Raw genomic sequence first — 20730 nt, forward strand, 5'->3', positions numbered from 1 at the left:
AAAAGCCTCAATCTAAATTGAGGCTTTTTGATACTTATGGACGTCCTTTGAGACGTTTTTCAATCTTCTGTTTTTTTACAGTCATTTCTTTCATGAGATCCATGATGTCTTCATCCTTGGTTTCCTTATATATCTCATTTAAGGCTAATACAATTTCCTTCCCTTTACGAGAAGCGTGAACACGGTCACTAGTGGACATGTTACTCATTGACATTCCTATGTATTCCTGTGCTTGTTCTTTTATCTCCATTATTTATATTTATTAAGCTTTCGCGAAAGCGATAAAGCAAAATTTCTTATCTAATTGCGGAATATATAATAAATATCCTAATATCTGTAATATTCCGGCTTGAATGGCCCTGCAACTTCTACACCTATGTAGTCTGCCTGATCTTTCTTCAATTCTGTAAGCTCTGCGCCCATTCGTGAAAGGTGCAATGCAGCTACTTTTTCATCAAGATGCTTAGGTAACATGTACACTTCATTTTCATAGGCATCTCTATTGGTCCACAATTCAATTTGCGCTAGAGTCTGGTTGGTAAATGAGTTACTCATTACAAAACTAGGGTGACCAGTGGCGCATCCTAGGTTTACCAAACGACCTTCGGCAAGAAGGATGATATCTTTGCCGTTGATGGTGTATTTATCAACCTGTGGCTTGATCTCAACCTTAGTATCGCCATAGTTCTTGTTAAGGAATGCTACATCAATCTCGTTATCAAAGTGGCCTATGTTACAAACAATCACTTTATCACGCATGGATTCAAAGTGCTCACCACGTATGATGTCTTTGTTCCCAGTGGTTGTGATTACAACATCTGCATTACCTACAACATTTTCTAGTTTCTTAACTTCAAAACCGTCCATTACGGCTTGTAGCGCACAAATAGGGTCAATTTCAGTTACTGTAACTATGGATCCAGCTCCTTTGAAGGATGCTGCGGTACCTTTACCTACATCACCATAACCACAAACTACCACACGCTTACCAGCAAGCATAGTATCTGTTGCGCGACGCACGGCATCTACAGCACTCTCACGACAACCATATTTATTATCAAATTTAGATTTAGTAACCGAATCATTTACATTGATCGCTGGCATTACTAAAGTTCCGTTTTTCATGCGTTCATACAACCTGTGAACACCGGTAGTAGTTTCCTCAGAAAGACCGTTGATACCTTCAGCAAGTTCTGGGTATTCATCAAAAACCATGTTAGTCAAATCACCACCATCATCAAGAATCATGTTCAAAGGCTTGCGATCTTCACCAAAAAATAGGGTCTGCTCGATACACCAGTTAAATTCTTCTTCATTCATTCCCTTCCAAGCATATACTGGTATTCCAGCAGCAGCAATAGCAGCGGCAGCGTGATCTTGTGTAGAAAAAATGTTACAAGATGACCAGGTTACATCTGCACCTAGAGCAACAAGTGTTTCAATAAGAACGGCAGTCTGGATAGTCATGTGAAGACATCCAGCGATGCGTGCACCTTTTAATGGTTGGGACTCGCCGTACTCTTCACGCAAGGCCATTAGACCTGGCATCTCTGCTTCGGCTAGTTCTATTTCAAGACGACCATAATCTGCTAAGGAAATGTCCTTTACTTTATATGGTACGTATGGAATGGTTTCTGTGCTCATAAATTGATTTATCTTGGTAACTTAGTCGTTGAGATGGTTAAAAATCAACAATTTGGAACCTTCTAATTATTGTTAAATTGCGGTTGCAAAACTACAAAAAATCGTACAGCTAGAATGCCCGTTATAAAAACCCTAACAAATCGCTCCAATACAAGGGTTTATGTCTGGCAGGTAACTGAGTCAGAAGCATGGTTAAGATCTGGCATCGATTTGTCTGAAAACTCCATAAACAGGCTAGTCACCATGAGTTCAGAGATGCACCGTCGTGGCTTTTTGAGCATACGACATTTGTTGATTCATGCAGGTTATACGGACAACGATTTATACTATGATGAATTGGGTAAGCCTCATCTTGATGGTGAATCCTACATATCCATCACGCACAGTTATGAACTTACCGCCATCATTATAAGCGATGCAACCACAGGCATTGATGTAGAAAAGCGACGTGATAAAATCCTGCGCATTGCAAAAAAGTTCGTGAACTATGAGACAGATTTCATCAATTCCCAAACCAATAAAGTAAGCGCACTCACCGTTATCTGGGGCTCCAAAGAATCTATGTATAAATGTCTTGGTCAAAAAGGATTGGGCTTCTTTGATCACTGTAAAGTGGAGCCGTTTGATCTTGCAGAAAACAAAACAACCTCTAGGATCGACTTTAATGAGATCCAACTTTCCTACGACACCTATTTTGAGGAAGTGCTGGAATACACACTAGTTTACATTTTGCCACAGTCTTGATGAGAATCCTTGAAAGTATCAAAGTAAACCGACGTACGTTGGGAATTCTATTAGACCCTGAAAAACTGGATGTAGATGGTTTTCCCGCTTTCGCGAAAGCGATACAATCATCCACATTAAAACTCAAAAAAGACCTTGATCTTGACCAAATCATATTTCTAATAGGTGGCAGCACCATGGAAAATGTAGTTTTAGATTCATGGCTCATCGCGTTCAAAAATCAGATTGATTTAAAACTGGTCTTATTCCCAGGATCTGCCTACCAGATTTCAGAACATGCTGATGGGTTGTTGTTTCTCAACCTTATTTCAGGTCGCAATCCAGAATATTTGATAGGCGAGCAGGTAAAAGCCGCCAGCCGATTAAAGGAATCCAAGTTGGACATAATTCCTACAGGATATGTGTTGCTCAATGGCGGCAAACAAACCGCCGTTGAGCGTGTTTCTAAAACAAAACCCATAGATCAAAAAGAAACCGATTTGATTATGGATACAGTATTTGCTGGACAATTGATGGGCAACCAATTGATCTATCTTGAAGCTGGAAGCGGCGCAAATGTTCCAGTAAATCCTGATATAGTTGGTCAAGTTGTGTCCACCGTTGACATTCCAGTCATCGTTGGTGGTGGTTTGCGCACTTTGAAAGATATCAATGAAAGGTTTAAAGCAGGAGCTAAATTGGTCGTTGTGGGAACCGCCATCGAGGATGATCTAAATTGGAAAGGTTAGATTTGTAGGAAAACCAAATAGCTATGGAAGTTTCCATTGAATTGACCATGTCGCCATTACAGGATGACTTTGAATCGCACATCATCGACTTCATAAAAGCTTTGAGAGCATCAGAGTTTGAAGTTTTGGAAAACCCATTATCCACTCAGATTTATGGTGATTACAATAAGTTGATGCCTTTCCTGACTGAAGCTATTGAAAACAGCATTTCAAAACAAGATGCCGTGTTGATCTACATGAAACTGGTCAAATCAAATCGCGCCGACTATAAGCCGCATTTCTAGATGGAGTTATTCGATTACGTATTTGGGCAGTATAAAGATTATCCGGCGCTGTTTTTCTGGCTAGAGATTTTTGCCTGCGTTTGTACGCTGGTAAGTGCCGTTTGTTCAATACGCAATAATATATGGGTATTTCCATTCGGGATTGTGAGTACTGGTATCTTTATCTATTTGTGTCTGGAATGGAACCTGCTGGGTGATATGATCATCAACATCTACTATTTTGTCATGAGTATTTATGGCTGGTACATTTGGACGCGTATGGTGGATCCCAACCACGTCACGCCGGTTACTAAGGCCACTGTGCTGGAATGGTATAAATCTGCAGGCATCTTTATCGCTGCGTCGTTGCTGGTTTATTTTGTTTATTGGTATTCTGATCGGTTTGAATCTGTCGTGAGCTATGTGGATATCTTGACAACCGGATTCTTCTTTGTTGGGATGTATTTGTTGGCTTTACGCAAAATAGAAAACCTTCTCGTTTTGCTTGTTGGGAACATCATTTCAGTACCGTTGTACTTTTATAAGGGATACAGTTTTAGCGCAATATTGTATTTTATACTGATCATTATGGCCATCATAGGATATTACCAATGGAAAAAATACCTGAACAAACCCATTTTAGCGGACTAAGAATCGTGCTCTACGGTCCAGAAAGTACGGGAAAGTCCACCCTGGCACAGCAGCTTTCAGCGCACTATAGAGAGCCGCAGGTAGAAGAGTTTGCAAGGGATTATCTTCAAGAACTCTTTGATCAGAACGGTCACATCTGTACTTATGATGACATCCTACCTATTGCTATTGGGCAACGTACTGCTGAAAATATCGCTTCCGCGAAAGCGAACAAATTTTTATTTTGTGATACTGACATTGTTGAGACCTATGTGTATTCCATGGCTTATTTTGACAAAGTACCAGCAGAATTGATCGCTGCGATTAAGAAATCCAAATACGATCACTATGTACTGCTCGATGTCGATACGCCGTGGACGGACGATGATTTGCGGGACAAACCTAATGAGCGTAAGGAAATGTTCAATAGATTTGAGGCAGCCCTGCAGGAATATGGTTACAAATACACGAAGGTTTCAGGATTGGGAGAGAATCGTTTGAAAAATGCTATCAACGCCATAGAAAAATTGATATAATGGAATTAACAGCCACACAAGAAGAACAATTAAAGGAGAAAGGGATCTCTAAGAAAACCCTAGAACAACAGATCCACAGATTTGTCAATGGTTTTCCTACAGTAAAACTTAAAAAAGCTGCTGTGGTAGGTGATGGAATTTTGCGCATTTCAGATTCTGAAATAAAGGATTATGTTGAGTTTTATGATTCTAAACGTGAAGATCTGGACATTCTAAAATTTGTTCCAGCCAGTGGTGCTGCTACAAGAATGTTTAAGTTTTTACACGAGTTTCTACAAGAATATGATGCCAGCGAAGAATCCATTAATTCATTTATCAATCGCAAAAATGCTCGGGATCTGTTCACGTTTTTTGTGGGAATCGAGAAGTTTCCGTTTTATGATGCTGTTATTGAATCATTGAAAAAAGGTATTGATAACTGGCAAAGTCTTTCTGACCGCGACAAGAAAGAGCGATTCGTTCGCAAGATGCTTTTCAAGAACGGTTTTAATTTTAGTGCGATGCCTAAAGGGTTGGTTCCGTTTCATAGCTATGGTGAGCATAAAGTGACGGCTTTTGAAGAACATCTACATGAGGCGTCTGGCTATGCAGCAACAAAGAATGAAGCGCGATTGCATTTCACCATTGCCCAGGCCTATAAAAACCATTTTGTAAATGAGTTTGACCGCATCGAAAAGGCGGTTGAAGAATCGACAGGTAAAAACTATGAGATTTCATTTTCCTATCAAAAACCCAGTACAGATACCGTAGCTGTTGACATGCAGGACAAGCCTATCGTCAATAAGGATGGAACATTGTTCTTTAGACCTGCTGGTCACGGTGCGTTGCTGGATAACCTCAACGAACAGGACGCTGATCTCATTTTTATTAAAAATATTGATAATGTAACGGTATCTAACCTTGACGAAGATGTGAGTGTTTACAAGAAAATGCTGGCAGGCGTTCTGCTTAAGGTTCAGGAAAAAGCATTTACATATCTAGAAAACCTACAAACGGACTCCATTGAGGATAATGCCTTTCAGGAAATGGAAGAATTTATTCTGGAGCAACTCATGCGTCGCTTACCTAGAGACTATCACAAATACACAACAATATATAAACGTGAGGCTTTAATAGAAGCATTGAACCGACCATTGCGAGTATGCGGCATGGTTAAGAATGAAGGCGAGCCTGGCGGTGGACCTTTCTGGGTCACAAATGAATATGGACAGAGCAGTTTACAAATAGTAGAAAGCGCTCAAGTGGACGATGATGATTATAGACAGCGCAATATTGCTGCAAATTGTACGCACTTTAATCCAGTAGATATTGTTTGTGGCGTTCGTGATTACCAAGGCAACAAATTCGATTTGGCAGATTTCAGAGATCTAGAAACAGGATTTATCACCCACAAATCCAGAAAAGGTCATGAGCTCAAAGCACAGGAACTGCCGGGATTATGGAATGGCGCGATGGCACATTGGAACACCATTTTTGTTGAAGTGCCTCTTATCACATTCAACCCAGTGAAAACGGTGAACGATTTACTCAAACCTGCACACCAAGGATAGATGGATATCGAGCAGTTGCAACGCGAGGTAAGTTATACCGCAACGACTTCCAGCGGTGCTGGTGGCCAGCACGTCAATAAAGTGGCTACCAGAGTGCAAGTGGAGCTAGATGTTGAAAATAGTACTGCTTTCACAAACCCAGAACGTGAGAGAATTCTCGAGTCGATTGGAAATCGACTGACCAAAGATGGCAGACTGCAATTGAGTTCGCAGGATACACGCAGTCAGGCGACCAATAAAGAGCGTGTTTTCCAAAAGCTTTTGGATGTTCTGAATACTGCGCGCAAACCCAAGAAGGTGCGTAAGAAGAGACGTACTCCTGCACATGTAAAACGCAAGCGATTGAACGACAAGAAAAAGCACGGTGAGAAAAAGTCAAATAGAAACTTTAGGTATTAGAAGATCTTTTTTACAGTTACCATTGACTAGCCTAGATACCTAAACACTATAGAGCTTACTTTTGAAAGATGGAATTACAAGAGATTATCAAAAAATCCTTAGAGAATAGTATTTCGTACCAGCAATATCGAGCTTTTGTTGAGGCGCACGTGGTAAACGGCACTAACTCTGGAACAGAAGTCACAGAAGCTCTTGCAGAATATACCAAGCTCAACCACCAGCGCATGAAGCGACTGGATAAAACGATGAAACTCTTACCAGAAACGGAAACATTTCTAAATCAATTCGATAAAAATGTGAGCTTTTTAATTTTAACAGAAAGCTGGTGTGGCGATGCGGCACAGACGATGCCTATGATCAACAAAATTGCAGTCGCAGCTGGTATTCCATTTGAGGTTGTTTTAAGAGATGATAATCTTGAATTGATGGATCACTTCCTCACTAATGGTAGTAGATCGATCGCCAAACTTCTTATCCTAGACGAATCTAAATCAAAAGTTCTAGCGACTTGGGGACCACGACCTACCAATGCTACACAACTGGTAGCCAAAGAAAAAGCTGAAAAAGGCCAATTATCACCAGAATTCAAGCAGGAATTACAGAATTGGTACAATAAGGATAAAGGAAAAGATTCGGAGAAGGATATAATGGAGTTGTTGAAGCAAATCAATTAAACCATTCCACGTTCTTTTTGGATGGTCTCATAAGCCTGTTGAACCGCACGGAATTTCTCTTCGGCTCCTTTGCGGTAGGCTTCATCCATATCGATTAGTTTGTCGGGATGGTATTTTTTGGCCATGGTGCGATATGCTTTTTTGACCTCGTGATCTGGAACAGACTTATCGATTTCCAAAATTTTATAGGCGTTATCCTGATCCTTGACAAACATGGCTTTAATAGAAACAAAATCTCGCTGGGTAAGTCTCAAATAACCAGCAATCTGCTGGAGAATGTTAACCTCTGAAGTACTCACATGACCATCTGCCTGCGCAATGCCGAATAAAAAATGAAGGATCTGCAATCGCGATTCATATCGCGTTCTGGCATTCAAATACTGACAGATACGCTGCGGATTGATCTCGCGCTTCTTAACGACCTCGTTGAATACTTTGAAAATAGCATTGGCGCGATCCTTGCCATAACTGCTCACAAAATACTGCTGGACATAAGTCATCTCGTTCTGCGTTACTTTCCCATCTGCTTTCATGACAATTGATGAAAGGGTCAAGAGATGCAACTCAAAATCTTCAGGACTAACGGTGGTGGAACGTTGTTGAAATGGTGATCCTGATCGCTGTGTAGTTGCAGAACTATTGACAAACAGTGAATACAACCATCGCAATACCAAGAAAAGAAAAATGTAACCGAAAAAACTCATGTGCTCAATTAGCCTGCAAAAATAAGGAATACGTGAACAGCTATCAACGCATTATATAGTGATGTCAATCCTCAGTTTTATAACTGTCCTTCAACACATAAATATCTTCAATCAAAGCTTTGATTTCTTCCTCGTCGGTACCATCATAGGAACGCTCGCGCAAGCGACCTTCCTTATCCACCAAAAGGAAGTTTTCAGTATGGATCATGGCGTTCTCGCCACCATACTTATTCTTTTTAGCAGCTAGATATGACTTGCGAGCAAGATCATAAATCTGTTTGCGATCACCAGTAACTAGATTCCATTTTGAATCCATAACGCCTTTACGGTCGGCATATTCACGCAACACCTGGACGCTGTCAATCTCTGGAGTTACACTGTGTGAGAGCAGCATCACTTCAGGATCATCTTTAAATTCTTCTTGCAATGTCGTCATGTTTTTAGTCATCACGGGACAGATGCTAGGACAGGTTGTGAAGAAGAAGTCAGCCACATAGATTTTGTCTTGGTAATCGGCTTCCGTGATGGTATCACCGTTTTGATTCACCAGTTCAAAGGGAGCGATTTTGTGGTATTTTTTTACAAACAACATGCTGTCGTCCACCAGCGATGGATCAAATTGATCAGGTTGTAAGATGGCCAGTTCACGTTCTGGAGTAAGCGCATATTGAAATGCCGCCATGATTCCAGCACAAAGCACTACCATAAAAAGGATGCGCCACTTGTTATGTTTTAGGAATTTCTTCATGTCTTTTACTGAGGTTCAAAATTACGACCTTACGGTAACATTAGTAAGCCTAATGCCACTTTCCTGACATTTATACACGAGTAATGATGCATATTTAAGGTGAGATGATGGAAGTGTTTCCGCTTTCGCGAAAGCGAACTCCATACAAGAATTACTGCTATTCCCAACTTTTTGAAAATGGACACGTTCAATCTACACATAGCGTTACCGTCTGTTAGTTAATGCTTTTTTGCTTTTACTAGGGCGAATCCCTTATTTTTGCCGCTTGAAAACCGATTAGACACATGCATCCTACGATTGTATTGATTATAAATTTCTTGATGAGTCTTTCCCTGCTCATCGTTCTTCACGAATTAGGACATTTTATCCCAGCACGACTATTTAAAATTAAGGTTGAAAAGTTCTATTTGTTCTTTGATATCAAATTCTCCCTATTCAAGAAAAAGATAGGTGAGACCGTTTATGGTATAGGCTGGTTGCCACTAGGTGGTTATGTCAAGATCGCAGGAATGATTGATGAGAGCATGGACAAGGAGCAAATGGCGCTACCACCACAACCATGGGAATTTAGATCTAAACCAGCATGGCAACGATTGATCGTGATGTTAGGCGGTGTGATAGTAAATGTACTAGTTGGGTTTATCATTTATGCTGGAATCATTTATTCTCAGGGCACACCGGTTGCCAAAGGCGATGATTTCAAATATGGGTTCGGTTATTCAAAAACCTTGGAAAATGTAGGTTTTGAGCAAGGTGATCAACCATTGCTTATAAATAACGATACGCTTGAGAATGCTCTTGACCTAAACAAGATGTTGGTTTTTAGAGATGTGGAGACGGTGACCGTTTTGAGAAATGGACAACCGGTACAAATCAATATTCCAGAAGACATAGGCAATCGCATGTTTGAGGATGGTATAATGGGAAGGCCTGAGTTTAGATACCCATTTGTCATAGACTCCATCGCACCAGGAAAGCTTGCAGATTCTTTAGGCTTGAAAAAGGGCGATGATGTAATTGCTGCAGCTGGTAAGCCTATCGAGTATCAAACAGATTTTACGTATGCCATGAATAATGATGTGGTTCCTGGTGAACCATTTATATTATCTATCGTATCTGACGGGAATCAAAGAGATGTAGAATTAACGCTTTCAGAATCAGAACTTGCTGAAGGGCTGGGAATCTACACTAATAACCTTAGAGAATTTGCTGATTTTAGCACACGTAACTACTCCATTGGAGAAAGTTTAGTAGCAGGTGTTTCTAGAGGTTATTGGACGATGCATGATTATGTGGCACAATTTAAATACGTATTTACCAAAAAGGGCGCAGGACAGTTAGGCGGTTTTGGGACAATAGCAAAATTGTATCCAGACACGTTCAATTGGCTGGAATTCTGGAGTACGACAGCTCTAATCTCATTTATACTTGCGGTTATGAATATCCTGCCTATTCCAGCATTAGATGGTGGTCACGTGATGTTTTTGCTTTATGAAATAGTAACGGGTCGCAAGCCAGGAGACAAGTTTATGGAACGCGCTCAAATCATAGGTATATTAATATTGTTAGCTTTAATGTTGTACGCAAATGGAAACGATGTTTACAAATGGCTTTTCGGATAGAAAATTAGGATTGTAATTTTCATTGAAATTATTGGCGTAAAATTGAAAACATATTATATTTGCATCCGCTTAAGTAAATAGCTTAGGCATGTGTTTATCACATTCCTCTTTAGCTCAGTTGGTTAGAGCATCTGACTGTTAATCAGAGGGTCCTTGGTTCGAGCCCAAGAAGAGGAGCAAAATCCCAATCAGCAATGGTTGGGATTTTTGTTTTTACTGATTTACAGTAAGTTATAAAATCACCAGTTCATTAGAATGAAGCTTTTAGCTCAAAATGAGGTAACAATAAGGATACCCTCTAATTAATTTTAGTCTACCCTTCTGTATTGTGTCAAATTATTAATAATCAAATAATTAGACATGAAACACACCAAACTTTACATTCGATTCTTTGCAGTCCTCAGCAAACAAAATAAAAGAGGTTATTGTCCTATACGTTGCATTATCTCTTTCAACAAAAAATCAAAGAAGTTCTCTACAGGAATATTTATTGACCCCAATCACTGGTCAAAAGATGAGCAGACCGTTACAGGAGCTGATGTAGATCATATAGCCAAAAATGGATTGCTCCAAACCATTGCATCTAAGCTGCAAAAAATTGAACTAGAGCTGCACCTTGAATCAAAACATATAGATATAGAGACTATTCATAATAGTTATAAGGGTGTTCATAAGCCATCAGCAATTAGTGTAGCAGAATTCTATAACAACTATGTGGTTAAGCTTGAGAAGCTAATAGGTAAGGATTTAAAATTATCTACTTGGAAGAAGTTTAAATATATCAATGATCATGTAAGAGAGTTTGTGCAATCAGAGACTATAAAAAATAAAACTATTGAAAAGCTAGATATTTCTTTTCTAGAGGATTTTGAATACTGGCTAAAGGTCAAAAAAAATCAAAAGCAGATTACCATCAATAAAACGATTCAACGTCTTAGAAAGCCTTTTAGAATAGCAGTTATTAACGGATTATTACCAAAAGATCCTTTTGTAGATCACAAACCTAAAACAATAAACAATCAAATTGTATTCTTAACCTCTGAGGAATTGGAAGTATTTGAAAATACCACGTTGATTCAAAGTAGACTTGATTTGGTCAGACAGTTATTTATATTCTGTTGTTATTCTGGACTTGCGTATGCGGAAATGAGAGCATTGAATAGAACACACATTCAAAAAGGATTTGATGGTAAGGATTGGATCATCATAACTAGATTGAAAACCTCCAAAACCATTTCTATCCCTTTGCTTCCAAAAGCAAATCGTGTACTACTTGATTTAGATTTTTACAGTAACGATAGCTTACCTAAACTTTCAAATCAACGGTTCAACAGCTATTTAAAAGAGATTGCAGTAATCTTAGATATCAATAAAAGATTGACCCATCACACCGCTAGAAAAACGTTTGCCTCCACCGTACTGCTTTACAATGATGTACCTATGGAGATTGTTCAGAAATTACTGGGACATTCTAGTATTACGATAACTGAACAGAGTTATGGTGCTATATTGAATAAGCAAGTAAGTAAGCAAATGTCAAGATTTTTTTAGTTTACTATATTCAGGGGAATTATTTCTTTGTAGATCGTAAGCATTTTAAAGTTATATCCAATAATGAAAGAACTATGAAACAGATTGAAGCATTGATACGCAGTGAATTGACAATTCAAAGTTCTAAAGAGAAATTAATCAAGTTTAGTGGTCCTGGACTTCTTATCGGTACCATTGGTAGTAAGACTATGACTTATATAGATGAACAAGAAACCGAGAAGAGCTATAGACTAGCCACAGCTAAAGTCTTAATTGACGGCCTAGGCGAAAAGAATTTGCTATTGCAAGTACACGACAGTAATTTCAGATTAGCTCTAGGGTTAGATGCTAGTGTTGATCTTACTGATGACCAACGCGATGACGCTTGTGAAACATTTGAATCAGGTGAGCTTTACCTTTGTACGGTATGTCCTATCGCAAAATCTGATAATTCAGGTCACGTGTTGTCAGGTAATATCTCCAACTTATTATATAATGATTTTAACAAGTTTCAAGGAGTCTACAGGTTTACAGACTATTATGATGATTACCAAAAATATTTTCTTATTATACTTAGATCCGCGAAAGCATTACTTCTATACGAAAAAAGAAAAGACAGAATTCACCTCAATAGTATTTTAGATTTGTACGAGGAATCATATGACTCATATGAGGAATTGGCAATAAATTTTCAAACTCGTAAAAACGAATCAACTCTAAATTTATTTTCAGTAAAAAGTGTAGAGGGAAACTTTATTGAACTTGAATCTAATTATAATCAAATGTTAAGTTCTTCGACATTCCAATGCTTAAAAATTAAAGCTAATTTTCATAAAGCTCAAAACCCTTCTGGAATGGACAAATTAATTTTAGACCAATACACTAGTCAAAAGGAATCAATTCAAAGTAAAAAAACTATTGATCTCAAAACCGTTTCAGAAGCTTGGTATTCTAAATTTACTTAAAAATCTTTTCAGAATTTTTTCAGAAATTCTAAGCTTTGACCAACTCACAAATCACCCCCATGCTTTTTAAGATTAGGGAATAATCCCCACCAATAATCTTAAATAATTAAAACCATGGTAACGATTACAGATTACAAAACAATTGAAAAAGAAAACGGAGAGTCATTCAACATCCTGATTGTCCAAGGAGGACTTCAAGCCGAGAAAAGCAAATCAACAGGAAAAACTTACTTCACCGCAAAAACTGCTAGTGTGTCTAGCACATTTGATGAAGCTATGTGTAAGTCACTTGTTGGTCAGCAAATTGAAGGTAGTGTTAAGAAAGTAACGGTGGAGCCTTACGAATATACCGTTGCAGGAACTGATGAGGTCATTATCTTGTCACACCGTTATGAATATGTTGATGAAAACGAGACTATCATCAACGAACAAGTGGCTTCACGTGAAGTAGTGTATTAGTAACCAATTATTAATTATAAATGAAGAGCCTTTCCACTGAGAGGCTCTTTTTTTATACTAAAAACTCAACAAAATGAAATTAATTAAAGCCGAAAGGCATCAAGTAAAACTACGCTTAGGATTAAGTGGAGCTTCTGGATTTGGCAAAACAATGTCAGCACTACTGTTAGCTTACGGAATAACAGAAAATTGGTCAAAAATCTGTGTTATTGATACGGAAAATAATAGTGCCAGTTTATACTCTCACCTAGGAGACTACAACGTATTGACTCTAAATGAACCTTATTCTCCAGAGAGATACATTGAAGCTATAAGCATCTGTGAAGAGCAAGGGATGGAAGTGGTTATCATTGATAGCATAACTCACGAGTGGCAGGGTAATGGAGGGTGTTTGAGTATTCACGAAAAATTGGGAGGACGGTTTCAAGATTGGGCTAAGGTTTCTCCTAGACATCAATCATTCATTGATAAAATATTGAATTCTACTGCTCACATTATAACGACCGTAAGGAGAAAGATAGACTATTCATTGGATACTAATGGCAATGGTAGAACCACGGTCATCAAGCACGGAACAAAGGAAATTACTCGGGAAGGCTTTGAATATGAATTGACTGTAAACTTTGAGTTGATCAATGATAAGCACTTAGTGAGCGTATCAAAGGACAGGACTGGTCTTTTTATGAATAAACCTGAATTCATTATCAATTCTGCAACTGGTAGAAAGTTGAAAAGTTGGTGCAATACAGGAAAATCATTGGATGAAATTAAGGAGGAAATCCTTACAGCTAGGACAGAAGCTGATCTAAAGATTATGTATGATAGTTACAAAAACCATCATAGCGTAATCCTTCCTTTGCTTAGTGCTAGAAAGATTGAAATCATTCAATCTGTTGAAATAGCCAGTAAAAACTCAAATGTTATTAATCCTAATCAAATTGTGAAATGAATAATTTAATAGAATATAATCCGCAGCCATTGGAAATGGTAGTGGACGAATCCAATAATATTGGCAATGATTTTATTGTTGCAAATACAGAGGTGGTCACTTTGGAACATTTAAGAAATGATTGCATTGTTCCAGTATTTACTAAAGACAATGAAACTACCATAAGCCATTTTCAATTTATTGATGAGGTTAAGCAGAGCGTTAGGAAATCCTTACCTGATTACCATGTAAATGATGCTTCTGTAAGAGTTAGTCATGTCATTAAAGGAAGAGTGCCTGGGGCTATTGGTAAATCAGTCAAGGATTTATTTGAGCACGAAAAGACTAGATACTATGAGAGGTGCGCATTTACAATTGATATACCTGAGATTTATCAGATGATTGGTACTAGTAAACTGTCACTAAGTATTGGTGGTGTTAGAGCCTATAATCAAGAGAACCTCTATAGCAGTAAGTCCATGGAGAAGTTCAAGTTGTTCATAGGATTCAAAAACTGGGTATGCACCAACTTATGCATTAGTACAGATGGTTTGATGGATTCTGTACGGGTATCAAGTTTAGAGGAATTGGGAGAAAAGGCGACAAATTTAATTGGCAGCTTTGATGCTCAAAAGCAATTGCTTGATATGGAACAGCTCATAGAACACAAGCTATCTGAAAAGCAGTTTTCATTACTGGTTGGAAAATTGAGAATGCTGCCCTACTTAGATCGTTCAAAAAATCCTGATGTGATGAACTGTACTCTGTCAGAAAGTCAAGCTTCTACTATTGTTAAAGATTATCATACGGATAAGAACTTTGCAAAAGAATCTGATGGGTCTATAACCTTGTGGTCATTGTACAATTTAATGACAGCTGCCAACAAGTCATCTTACATTGATCGCAATTTTCAACGTAATGCTAACTGTTTTGAATTGGTCAAACACCTGGGAAAGAGCATGGAAACAGGTACTCCTAGTTGGTACCTAGATTAAATATACATAGCCTTTATCACCAAAATGACGGATGAACAGATTGCTAAAATATTGAAATACAGCTCCCCTAATACCATTCTGATTGTGGCTAAAACGAATAGATTAGTGGAGCTAATTTGCCCTTTTCGTGTACAAGTTATTAAGCCAATAGGCTTGTATTCGTCAAACCAAATCTTGGTGGTTTCATCCGTGAAGGTCACCAAAGATTTAATTACCGTTTATATAATTTCAGGACTAGCATACCACTATTTCCACTTTGATATTATATAGATCGTTTAGTAGCAGTTATGCTGTATTTTGATGCAAACTTTTGAGCCGGTTTCTGCTTTATCAATAAAACCACTGAAAACGACTAGCTAGATATGTGCAATTCAGCACTACCACACCATTAAAGGTGTTTGTAGTGCTTTATTGTAAAATATTAAAAACGATAAATTTAATTGAAACAAAAAAAATAATCAAATTTACTTGTAAAATCCAAATATTAGTTTATATTATAATATGCACAATGCATATTACAGACAAATTATTGTCGAACCAAATCCATAAAAAATATGCTATGGATTTATTTATTTTTACTGCCCATATAATGAAAATTTTCTTTTTCTTAAAGAATGTTCAATTATTGACTTACCAGTGTTTACGATCGTATTCCACCTTCATTAATTCTTATAATATTTCTAATTGGTTAAAATACTACTGACCAAAATTTTCCATTTGAAACTTATTCAGAACCAGTAATATACTGAATAATCAGAATATCCATGATTAGGATATCTACCGAAAAAATAAAATTAGAAAAAAATGATTAAACTTAATTTATTAATTAATAATACTAATAATAATCAATCTACTATCAATAATGTTACTGATAGAAATAGAAAATTAAAAAACATTGAAACCCTTATGTATAATAAGGATTGAAGAGATTTAGCCCCTTCACAAGATGTTGATAATGATGTCACTTTACCGATGTTTTTTCATCAAGGAGATATTTTGCAATTACCTCAAGGAATAAAAAGGCATATTAGTAGACTACCAAAAAAGGTCTTAAAAAAGATTGATAAAAATATCAATCTAGCTATAGAAAAATGTTTGATTTTGTCATCAGCCTTAACTTATACTGTGTTTTATGAAGAGCATGAACAATGGAAAAGTTTATCTTCTAAAGTTATGAATCAACAATTTAGAAAAGGCAATGATAATACATATGTTTACAAGCATGTTATAAATGCGTTATTATACAGTACCAAAAAAACTGAACCAGTAATAGAGTGCTTAAAAAATAAAGAAGGAAGAGATAGTTATTTACAGAATAACTATTCTAAACTTTATAGGTTGCATATTTCTAGAAAAACGAATAGACTATCTACTTACAAGTTGAAATTTTATAAAAACATTGAACAAAGAAGAAATCATTTCTTAAAAGATTTGAGTGCAGCTACTGATAACGTTATTTGTAAAAATTTAATTCACACATATGCTAAAATCTCATTACCCAATGAAATTGAAATTGAAGCACAAGGAAAGGTATTAGAAAAGCAAAAACACCGCAACAAAAAAGGTAAATTGCTAACTCGCCTAAAAGGTAAATCGAAAGAATATTATTCAAATCAAGAAGAAAGATCTTTTGTTGAAGACAATATCAAACAATTTAATTATCTAACTAAGTTAGGATATATCATTCCAAAAATTGGAAGTTCAAAGTCTGGTGGTAGAGTAGTAGATAGTTTTAATTTAATGCCATCATGAATCAGGCAAATGATTACTATAGATGAAGAACCTGTAGTAGAGTTAGATTATAAAGCACTGCATCCTAACATAGCAAAACATATTTATGGTGGTAGCAATACCTACATAAGTCATGAGGAAGTTTCAAATGATTTAAAAATGCCAAGAGATAAAGTAAAAATTGAACACTTATCTTTTTTCAACAAGAAACATTTTCTGATGAAGCAAAGTCCACTATATGAGTATTATAAAATGAGAGAGCCTATAATGCTTGCGAATATTATTAGACAAAAGCATCAAATAGATTATAAAATAACATCTAGAATGTTGTTCAAAAAAGAAGTTGAGATTATGACTGAAGTAATCCGTAAGCTTAATGTTTTAAATATATATGTCCTCTACGTTTATGATGCGTTGTATTGTAAAAAATCAAATGAATCTAAAGTAATTGAAGTCATGAATGAAACTATTAAAAACTTAGGCATCAATACCCATGTCGGATAGTATGATATGCCAAATATTTTAAAGATGAAGAATAAAAATCACATAATCTACAAAGTAACCAAAGTGACGAATCGAAAAGTTTACATTGGAGCAACAACAAAATCCATAAGAGAAAGGCAACTAGACCACCTAGAAAGAGCAGCTCGAGGTCAAGTAGGTAAACTGTATGAGGCTATCAGGACTTTAGGACCTGAGGCTTTCAAATGGCAAACCATAGATACAGCAGAGTCTATAAATGAATTAGCTAAAAAAGAAAAGTACTGGATTCAGAAATACAATTCAAAAGTTGACGGATATAATTCAGATGAAGGCGGCGGGTTTAAAAAGACCGTGTATCAATATGACATCGGATCACGTCAATTGATAAACGAGTTTCCTGATCTAACTAATGCTGCAATGAACTGTCGTGCAAGTAAACAAGCTATATCAAGAGCTGCCTTGTCAGTGAACAATGAGTATGCAGGTTATTTATGAAGCTATGATGAGGTTGAGGTTTTACTACCTCCAAATGATAGGAGAAGGAAAAAAGTAATACAACTCGATCTTGATGGGAACTGAATTAATGAGTTTAAATCCATTGCAGAAGCTAGTAGATCAAGCGGCATAAGTAAATCCTGCATAGCAAGGGTTTGCAGAGGAGAGAGAAGTTCTACCAAAAGAACTGTTTGAAAATTCGAGCAGTAATGCTAATAGCCCTATTATTAAGTTAATGGGGCTATTTATTTTATATTTAAAAAATCAATAAAACAAATAGTATGTCAACAGCTGCAGTAGAATATATTAGTTATTATCGTAATGAAATTGGAGAACGTAAATTCAGGAAAATTCTGAAAGAGATAAAAACAGCCAAAAGATTCAATTATTTGATGAAAGCGTCAGCCGAACAAAGAACTATGCCTGGTGCGAGTGATTTTTTTGAATTCATATTACAATCTGTTAGATATAGTTTTGCTGGCAAGCAAAAGCTAACCTTCATGGCTTTGCTATTACTAGACAGGTGGAATGAAGAAGTTAATTCAAGATATAATATTAGTGATGATCTAGAAATTGATATGAAAGTCCAGCTTATATTTAGAGAAGGTGATCAATTGGGTATTTGACCAAATGAAACCTTAGAATATACTTACCCTACCTACCTCTTGAAGGGCTATCAAAAAAACATATAGACTCTATCAAAAAATAATATAATGCCACTTTTCTAACCACAGCTATATTAAAAAATAATAGTTTCCAGTCATATTGGGAGTTCTGAGGCTATGAAAAAAAGATAGACTATATCAAAAAATAATAGAAAACCTTAAAATAGCACTCATAAGACCCGTTTATTGGCAATCACACAAATAGTCTCTTATGTATTTATGAAAAGATTCTCCCCATGAGCCATAAATAGCTTCATTCTTAAAAGCCCTCCAACGCTCATCACTAATGTCACAGAAAATATAGGGTGTTCCATTAAAATCAAAATCATTCTTTTTGATGTAAGCTATAACAACAGAGGCGCCATCGATCTTATAGCGTTCCACTTTTGCCAACATTGAAGACATTAAAACCGTAGGGCTATCCCTAGAGTCATAATTTTTCTTTGCGTAATTGATAAGCTCACTACAATAAGGTTTCTGGCTAGAGCCATATTGAGCTAAAGCAACATTACTAATAGTCAAAAGAGCAAGCAACAAGTAAATTTTCTTCATGGATGAAATTTCAGCTGAAAGTAAACCTATTTCATAAAATCTAAAAATGCAATAGGATTACCACCACACAAAAGGTATTTTTAAAGCCCTATTAAAATCAACAAATAATCAAATAGTAAATGCCAACACTCAACTGGATAGGAAAAGAAAAGGTCGTCAACCATCATCAAGATGTACCATTCAGGACTTTAGAGAAACAATACACGTATATAGATGGCAAAGAGTCTAAAGATGGATCTAGTGAGAATAAAATAATTCACGGAGATAATTTAGAAGCATTAAAAAGTCTGTTGCCCGAATATGAAGGTAAGGTAGACTGTATCTATATTGATCCACCTTACAATACGGGTAATGAGAACTGGGTTTATAATGACAATGTTAGTCATCCTAGGTTGAAGAAATGGCTAGGAGAGGTGGTTGGAAAAGAAGGTGAGGATTTGTCTAGACATGATAAGTGGTTATGCATGATGTATCCAAGGTTGAAGTTATTGCACAAACTGCTCTCTTCAAATGGTGCCATATTTATATCTATTGATGATACTGCTCATTCATTCTTAAAATTAATTTGTGACGAAATATTTGGAGCAAATAATTTTTTGAATGATATAATTTGGCAACATTCCATTCAGCCAAAAGGCTATACCGGTAAATTTTCTGTTCACCATAATCATACGTTGGTATACCAGCGATCAAATTCGTTTGAATTAGGCTTATTTGAGAGAACCGATGAAGACAACAAGTCCTACAGTAATTCTGACAACGATTCAAAAGGAATGTGGAGAACTGGAGATGTTCGTAATGCTCTTTATAGACCTAATTTAATTTATGACCTTCAAACTCCCAGCGGTAAGGTTATTAAACCGCCCGAAAAAGGTTGGCGATGGAGTAAGTCCACGATGGCAAGCAAGATTAAAACGGGAGAAATCTTTTTTAATGAGGAAGAAACTTCCATCACAAGAAAAATATATTTAAAAGATCAATCTGGCAGACCGCCAGAAACTATTTGGTTTGCAAATAAATTTGGCTCTACGAGAAAAGCTAATAAAACGCTTAAAGAAATTTTTGGAAAGAGTCCTTTCGATACTCCAAAGCCATTTCAGTTTATAGAAGGAATATTAAATATTGCTACTAGAAATGATTCAATCATTTTAGACTCCTTCGCAGGATCAGGAACAACAGCTCATGCAGTGTTGAATCTTAATAAAGAAGATGACGGTAATCGTAAATTTATTCTTGTGGAAATGGAAGACTATGCTCAAGATATCACAGCAGAACGCGTAAAAAGGGTTATTGATGGTTATGGGTCTGGGACTAAAAAAACGGAAGGCACAGGTGGTGATTTTAGCTATTATGAATTAGGTGATCCCTTATTCAACGAAGACAATTTACTCAATGAGAACGTAGCTGAAGAAAAGATTTTAGAATACGTTTGGTACTCTGAAACCAAAACACCTTATCAACCCACCACAGAGAAATTCTCATTAGGTAAAAAAGAAGAGGTGGCTTATTACTTCTTTTACATTAAAAAGGCAATAACTACATTAGACATGGATTTTTTAAGAAAAATACAGACCAAAGCGGATCAGTACATTATCTATGCTGATAACTGTTTGTTAGACAAAAAGATGATGGATAAGTACCATATCATATTCAAGAAAATACCACGAGATATAAGCAGATTCTAA

The 20730-nt window shown here is 36.7% G+C and carries 24 protein-coding genes and 1 tRNA gene; 20 read left to right on the top strand and 5 right to left on the bottom strand.

Annotated features, from left to right (window positions below; all coding sequences use genetic code 11):
* Positions 1–34 precede the first annotated feature (34 nt).
* Both BLO34_RS12045 and ahcY read right to left on the bottom strand, forming a co-directional pair.
* Entirely contained in the window at positions 35–250 is a 216-nt protein-coding gene (locus BLO34_RS12045) for a hypothetical protein (protein WP_090755636.1), read from the bottom strand.
* A gap of 77 nt (positions 251–327) precedes the next feature.
* Positions 328–1644, bottom strand: coding sequence for an adenosylhomocysteinase (gene ahcY, locus BLO34_RS12050; protein WP_090755638.1), 1317 nt, complete (start codon positions 1642–1644; stop codon positions 328–330).
* Positions 1645–1758: 114 nt separating this feature from the next.
* Between ahcY and BLO34_RS12055 the strand changes: the two genes are divergently transcribed.
* From BLO34_RS12055 to BLO34_RS12090, 8 genes are all read left to right on the top strand, one after another.
* Complete coding sequence (locus tag BLO34_RS12055) at positions 1759–2388, top strand: 4'-phosphopantetheinyl transferase family protein (RefSeq protein WP_090755639.1); 630 nt, start codon at positions 1759–1761, stop codon at positions 2386–2388.
* On the top strand, positions 2388–3116 hold the full coding sequence (locus tag BLO34_RS12060) for a geranylgeranylglyceryl/heptaprenylglyceryl phosphate synthase (protein ID WP_231959489.1): 729 nt from the start codon (positions 2388–2390) through the stop codon (positions 3114–3116). Before BLO34_RS12055 ends, BLO34_RS12060 begins: the two co-directional genes overlap by 1 nt.
* A gap of 23 nt (positions 3117–3139) precedes the next feature.
* Positions 3140–3400, top strand: coding sequence for a thiamine-binding protein (locus BLO34_RS12065; protein WP_090755643.1), 261 nt, complete (start codon positions 3140–3142; stop codon positions 3398–3400).
* Entirely contained in the window at positions 3401–4030 is a 630-nt protein-coding gene (gene pnuC, locus BLO34_RS12070; protein ID WP_090755644.1) for a nicotinamide riboside transporter PnuC, read from the top strand.
* On the top strand, positions 3991–4545 hold the full coding sequence (locus BLO34_RS12075) for an AAA family ATPase (RefSeq protein WP_090755646.1): 555 nt from the start codon (positions 3991–3993) through the stop codon (positions 4543–4545). The genes pnuC and BLO34_RS12075 overlap by 40 nt, the downstream gene beginning before the upstream one ends.
* Positions 4545–6095: a DUF4301 family protein gene (locus tag BLO34_RS12080; RefSeq protein WP_090755647.1), complete on the top strand. Its 1551-nt coding sequence runs from the start codon at positions 4545–4547 to the stop codon at positions 6093–6095. Before BLO34_RS12075 ends, BLO34_RS12080 begins: the two co-directional genes overlap by 1 nt.
* Complete coding sequence (arfB, locus tag BLO34_RS12085) at positions 6096–6494, top strand: alternative ribosome rescue aminoacyl-tRNA hydrolase ArfB (RefSeq protein ID WP_090755649.1); 399 nt, start codon at positions 6096–6098, stop codon at positions 6492–6494.
* Between the two features lie 68 nt (positions 6495–6562).
* Positions 6563–7168, top strand: coding sequence for a thioredoxin family protein (locus BLO34_RS12090; protein WP_090755651.1), 606 nt, complete (start codon positions 6563–6565; stop codon positions 7166–7168).
* Here BLO34_RS12090 and BLO34_RS12095 read toward each other — a convergent pair.
* Positions 7165–7872, bottom strand: a complete 708-nt coding sequence (locus tag BLO34_RS12095) for a molecular chaperone DjiA (protein ID WP_090755652.1) — start codon at positions 7870–7872, stop codon at positions 7165–7167. The genes BLO34_RS12090 and BLO34_RS12095 overlap by 4 nt on opposite strands.
* Positions 7873–7936: 64 nt before the next feature.
* Entirely contained in the window at positions 7937–8620 is a 684-nt protein-coding gene (locus BLO34_RS12100) for an SCO family protein (protein WP_090755654.1), read from the bottom strand.
* A 284-nt stretch (positions 8621–8904) separates the two neighbouring features.
* Here BLO34_RS12100 and rseP point away from each other — a divergent pair, with 284 nt between their 5' ends.
* From rseP to BLO34_RS12155, 11 genes are all read left to right on the top strand, one after another.
* Positions 8905–10242, top strand: coding sequence for an RIP metalloprotease RseP (gene rseP / locus BLO34_RS12105; protein ID WP_231959490.1), 1338 nt, complete (start codon positions 8905–8907; stop codon positions 10240–10242).
* Between the two features lie 103 nt (positions 10243–10345).
* Positions 10346–10419 (top strand) — tRNA-Asn (locus BLO34_RS12110).
* A 183-nt stretch (positions 10420–10602) separates the two neighbouring features.
* The gene (locus BLO34_RS12115; protein WP_090755655.1) at positions 10603–11793 is read left to right on the top strand and encodes a site-specific integrase; all 1191 of its coding nucleotides are present in this window, start codon (positions 10603–10605) and stop codon (positions 11791–11793) included.
* 74 nt (positions 11794–11867) lie between these two features.
* Complete coding sequence (locus BLO34_RS12120; protein WP_090755657.1) at positions 11868–12737, top strand: hypothetical protein; 870 nt, start codon at positions 11868–11870, stop codon at positions 12735–12737.
* 114 nt (positions 12738–12851) lie between these two features.
* Positions 12852–13196 (top strand): hypothetical protein, encoded by a 345-nt coding sequence (locus BLO34_RS12125; RefSeq protein ID WP_090755658.1) that lies wholly within the window; start codon positions 12852–12854, stop codon positions 13194–13196.
* A gap of 73 nt (positions 13197–13269) precedes the next feature.
* Complete coding sequence (locus BLO34_RS12130) at positions 13270–14145, top strand: AAA family ATPase (protein ID WP_090755660.1); 876 nt, start codon at positions 13270–13272, stop codon at positions 14143–14145.
* On the top strand, positions 14142–15119 hold the full coding sequence (locus BLO34_RS12135; protein ID WP_090755661.1) for a DUF3871 family protein: 978 nt from the start codon (positions 14142–14144) through the stop codon (positions 15117–15119). Before BLO34_RS12130 ends, BLO34_RS12135 begins: the two co-directional genes overlap by 4 nt.
* 996 nt (positions 15120–16115) lie before the next feature.
* Positions 16116–16871, top strand: a complete 756-nt coding sequence (locus tag BLO34_RS12140; protein ID WP_157686809.1) for a hypothetical protein — start codon at positions 16116–16118, stop codon at positions 16869–16871.
* A 9-nt stretch (positions 16872–16880) separates the two neighbouring features.
* Entirely contained in the window at positions 16881–17354 is a 474-nt protein-coding gene (locus BLO34_RS12145; RefSeq protein WP_090755664.1) for a hypothetical protein, read from the top strand.
* Positions 17355–17378: 24 nt separating this feature from the next.
* Positions 17379–17828 (top strand): GIY-YIG nuclease family protein, encoded by a 450-nt coding sequence (locus BLO34_RS12150; protein ID WP_157686811.1) that lies wholly within the window; start codon positions 17379–17381, stop codon positions 17826–17828.
* A 281-nt stretch (positions 17829–18109) separates the two neighbouring features.
* The gene (locus BLO34_RS12155) at positions 18110–18454 is read left to right on the top strand and encodes a hypothetical protein (protein ID WP_090755667.1); all 345 of its coding nucleotides are present in this window, start codon (positions 18110–18112) and stop codon (positions 18452–18454) included.
* A gap of 222 nt (positions 18455–18676) precedes the next feature.
* On the opposite strand, the gene BLO34_RS12160 is transcribed toward BLO34_RS12155, so the two are convergent.
* Positions 18677–19045, bottom strand: coding sequence for a hypothetical protein (locus BLO34_RS12160; RefSeq protein ID WP_090755669.1), 369 nt, complete (start codon positions 19043–19045; stop codon positions 18677–18679).
* Positions 19046–19164: 119 nt separating this feature from the next.
* On the opposite strand from BLO34_RS12160, the gene BLO34_RS12165 reads away from it, so the two are divergent.
* Positions 19165–20730 carry a site-specific DNA-methyltransferase gene (locus tag BLO34_RS12165; RefSeq protein ID WP_090755671.1) on the top strand — a complete coding sequence of 522 codons (1566 nt, stop codon included), beginning with the start codon at positions 19165–19167 and terminating at the stop codon, positions 20728–20730.

The organism is Nonlabens sp. Hel1_33_55, from assembly GCF_900101765.1.
GTDB lineage: Bacteria > Bacteroidota > Bacteroidia > Flavobacteriales > Flavobacteriaceae > Nonlabens.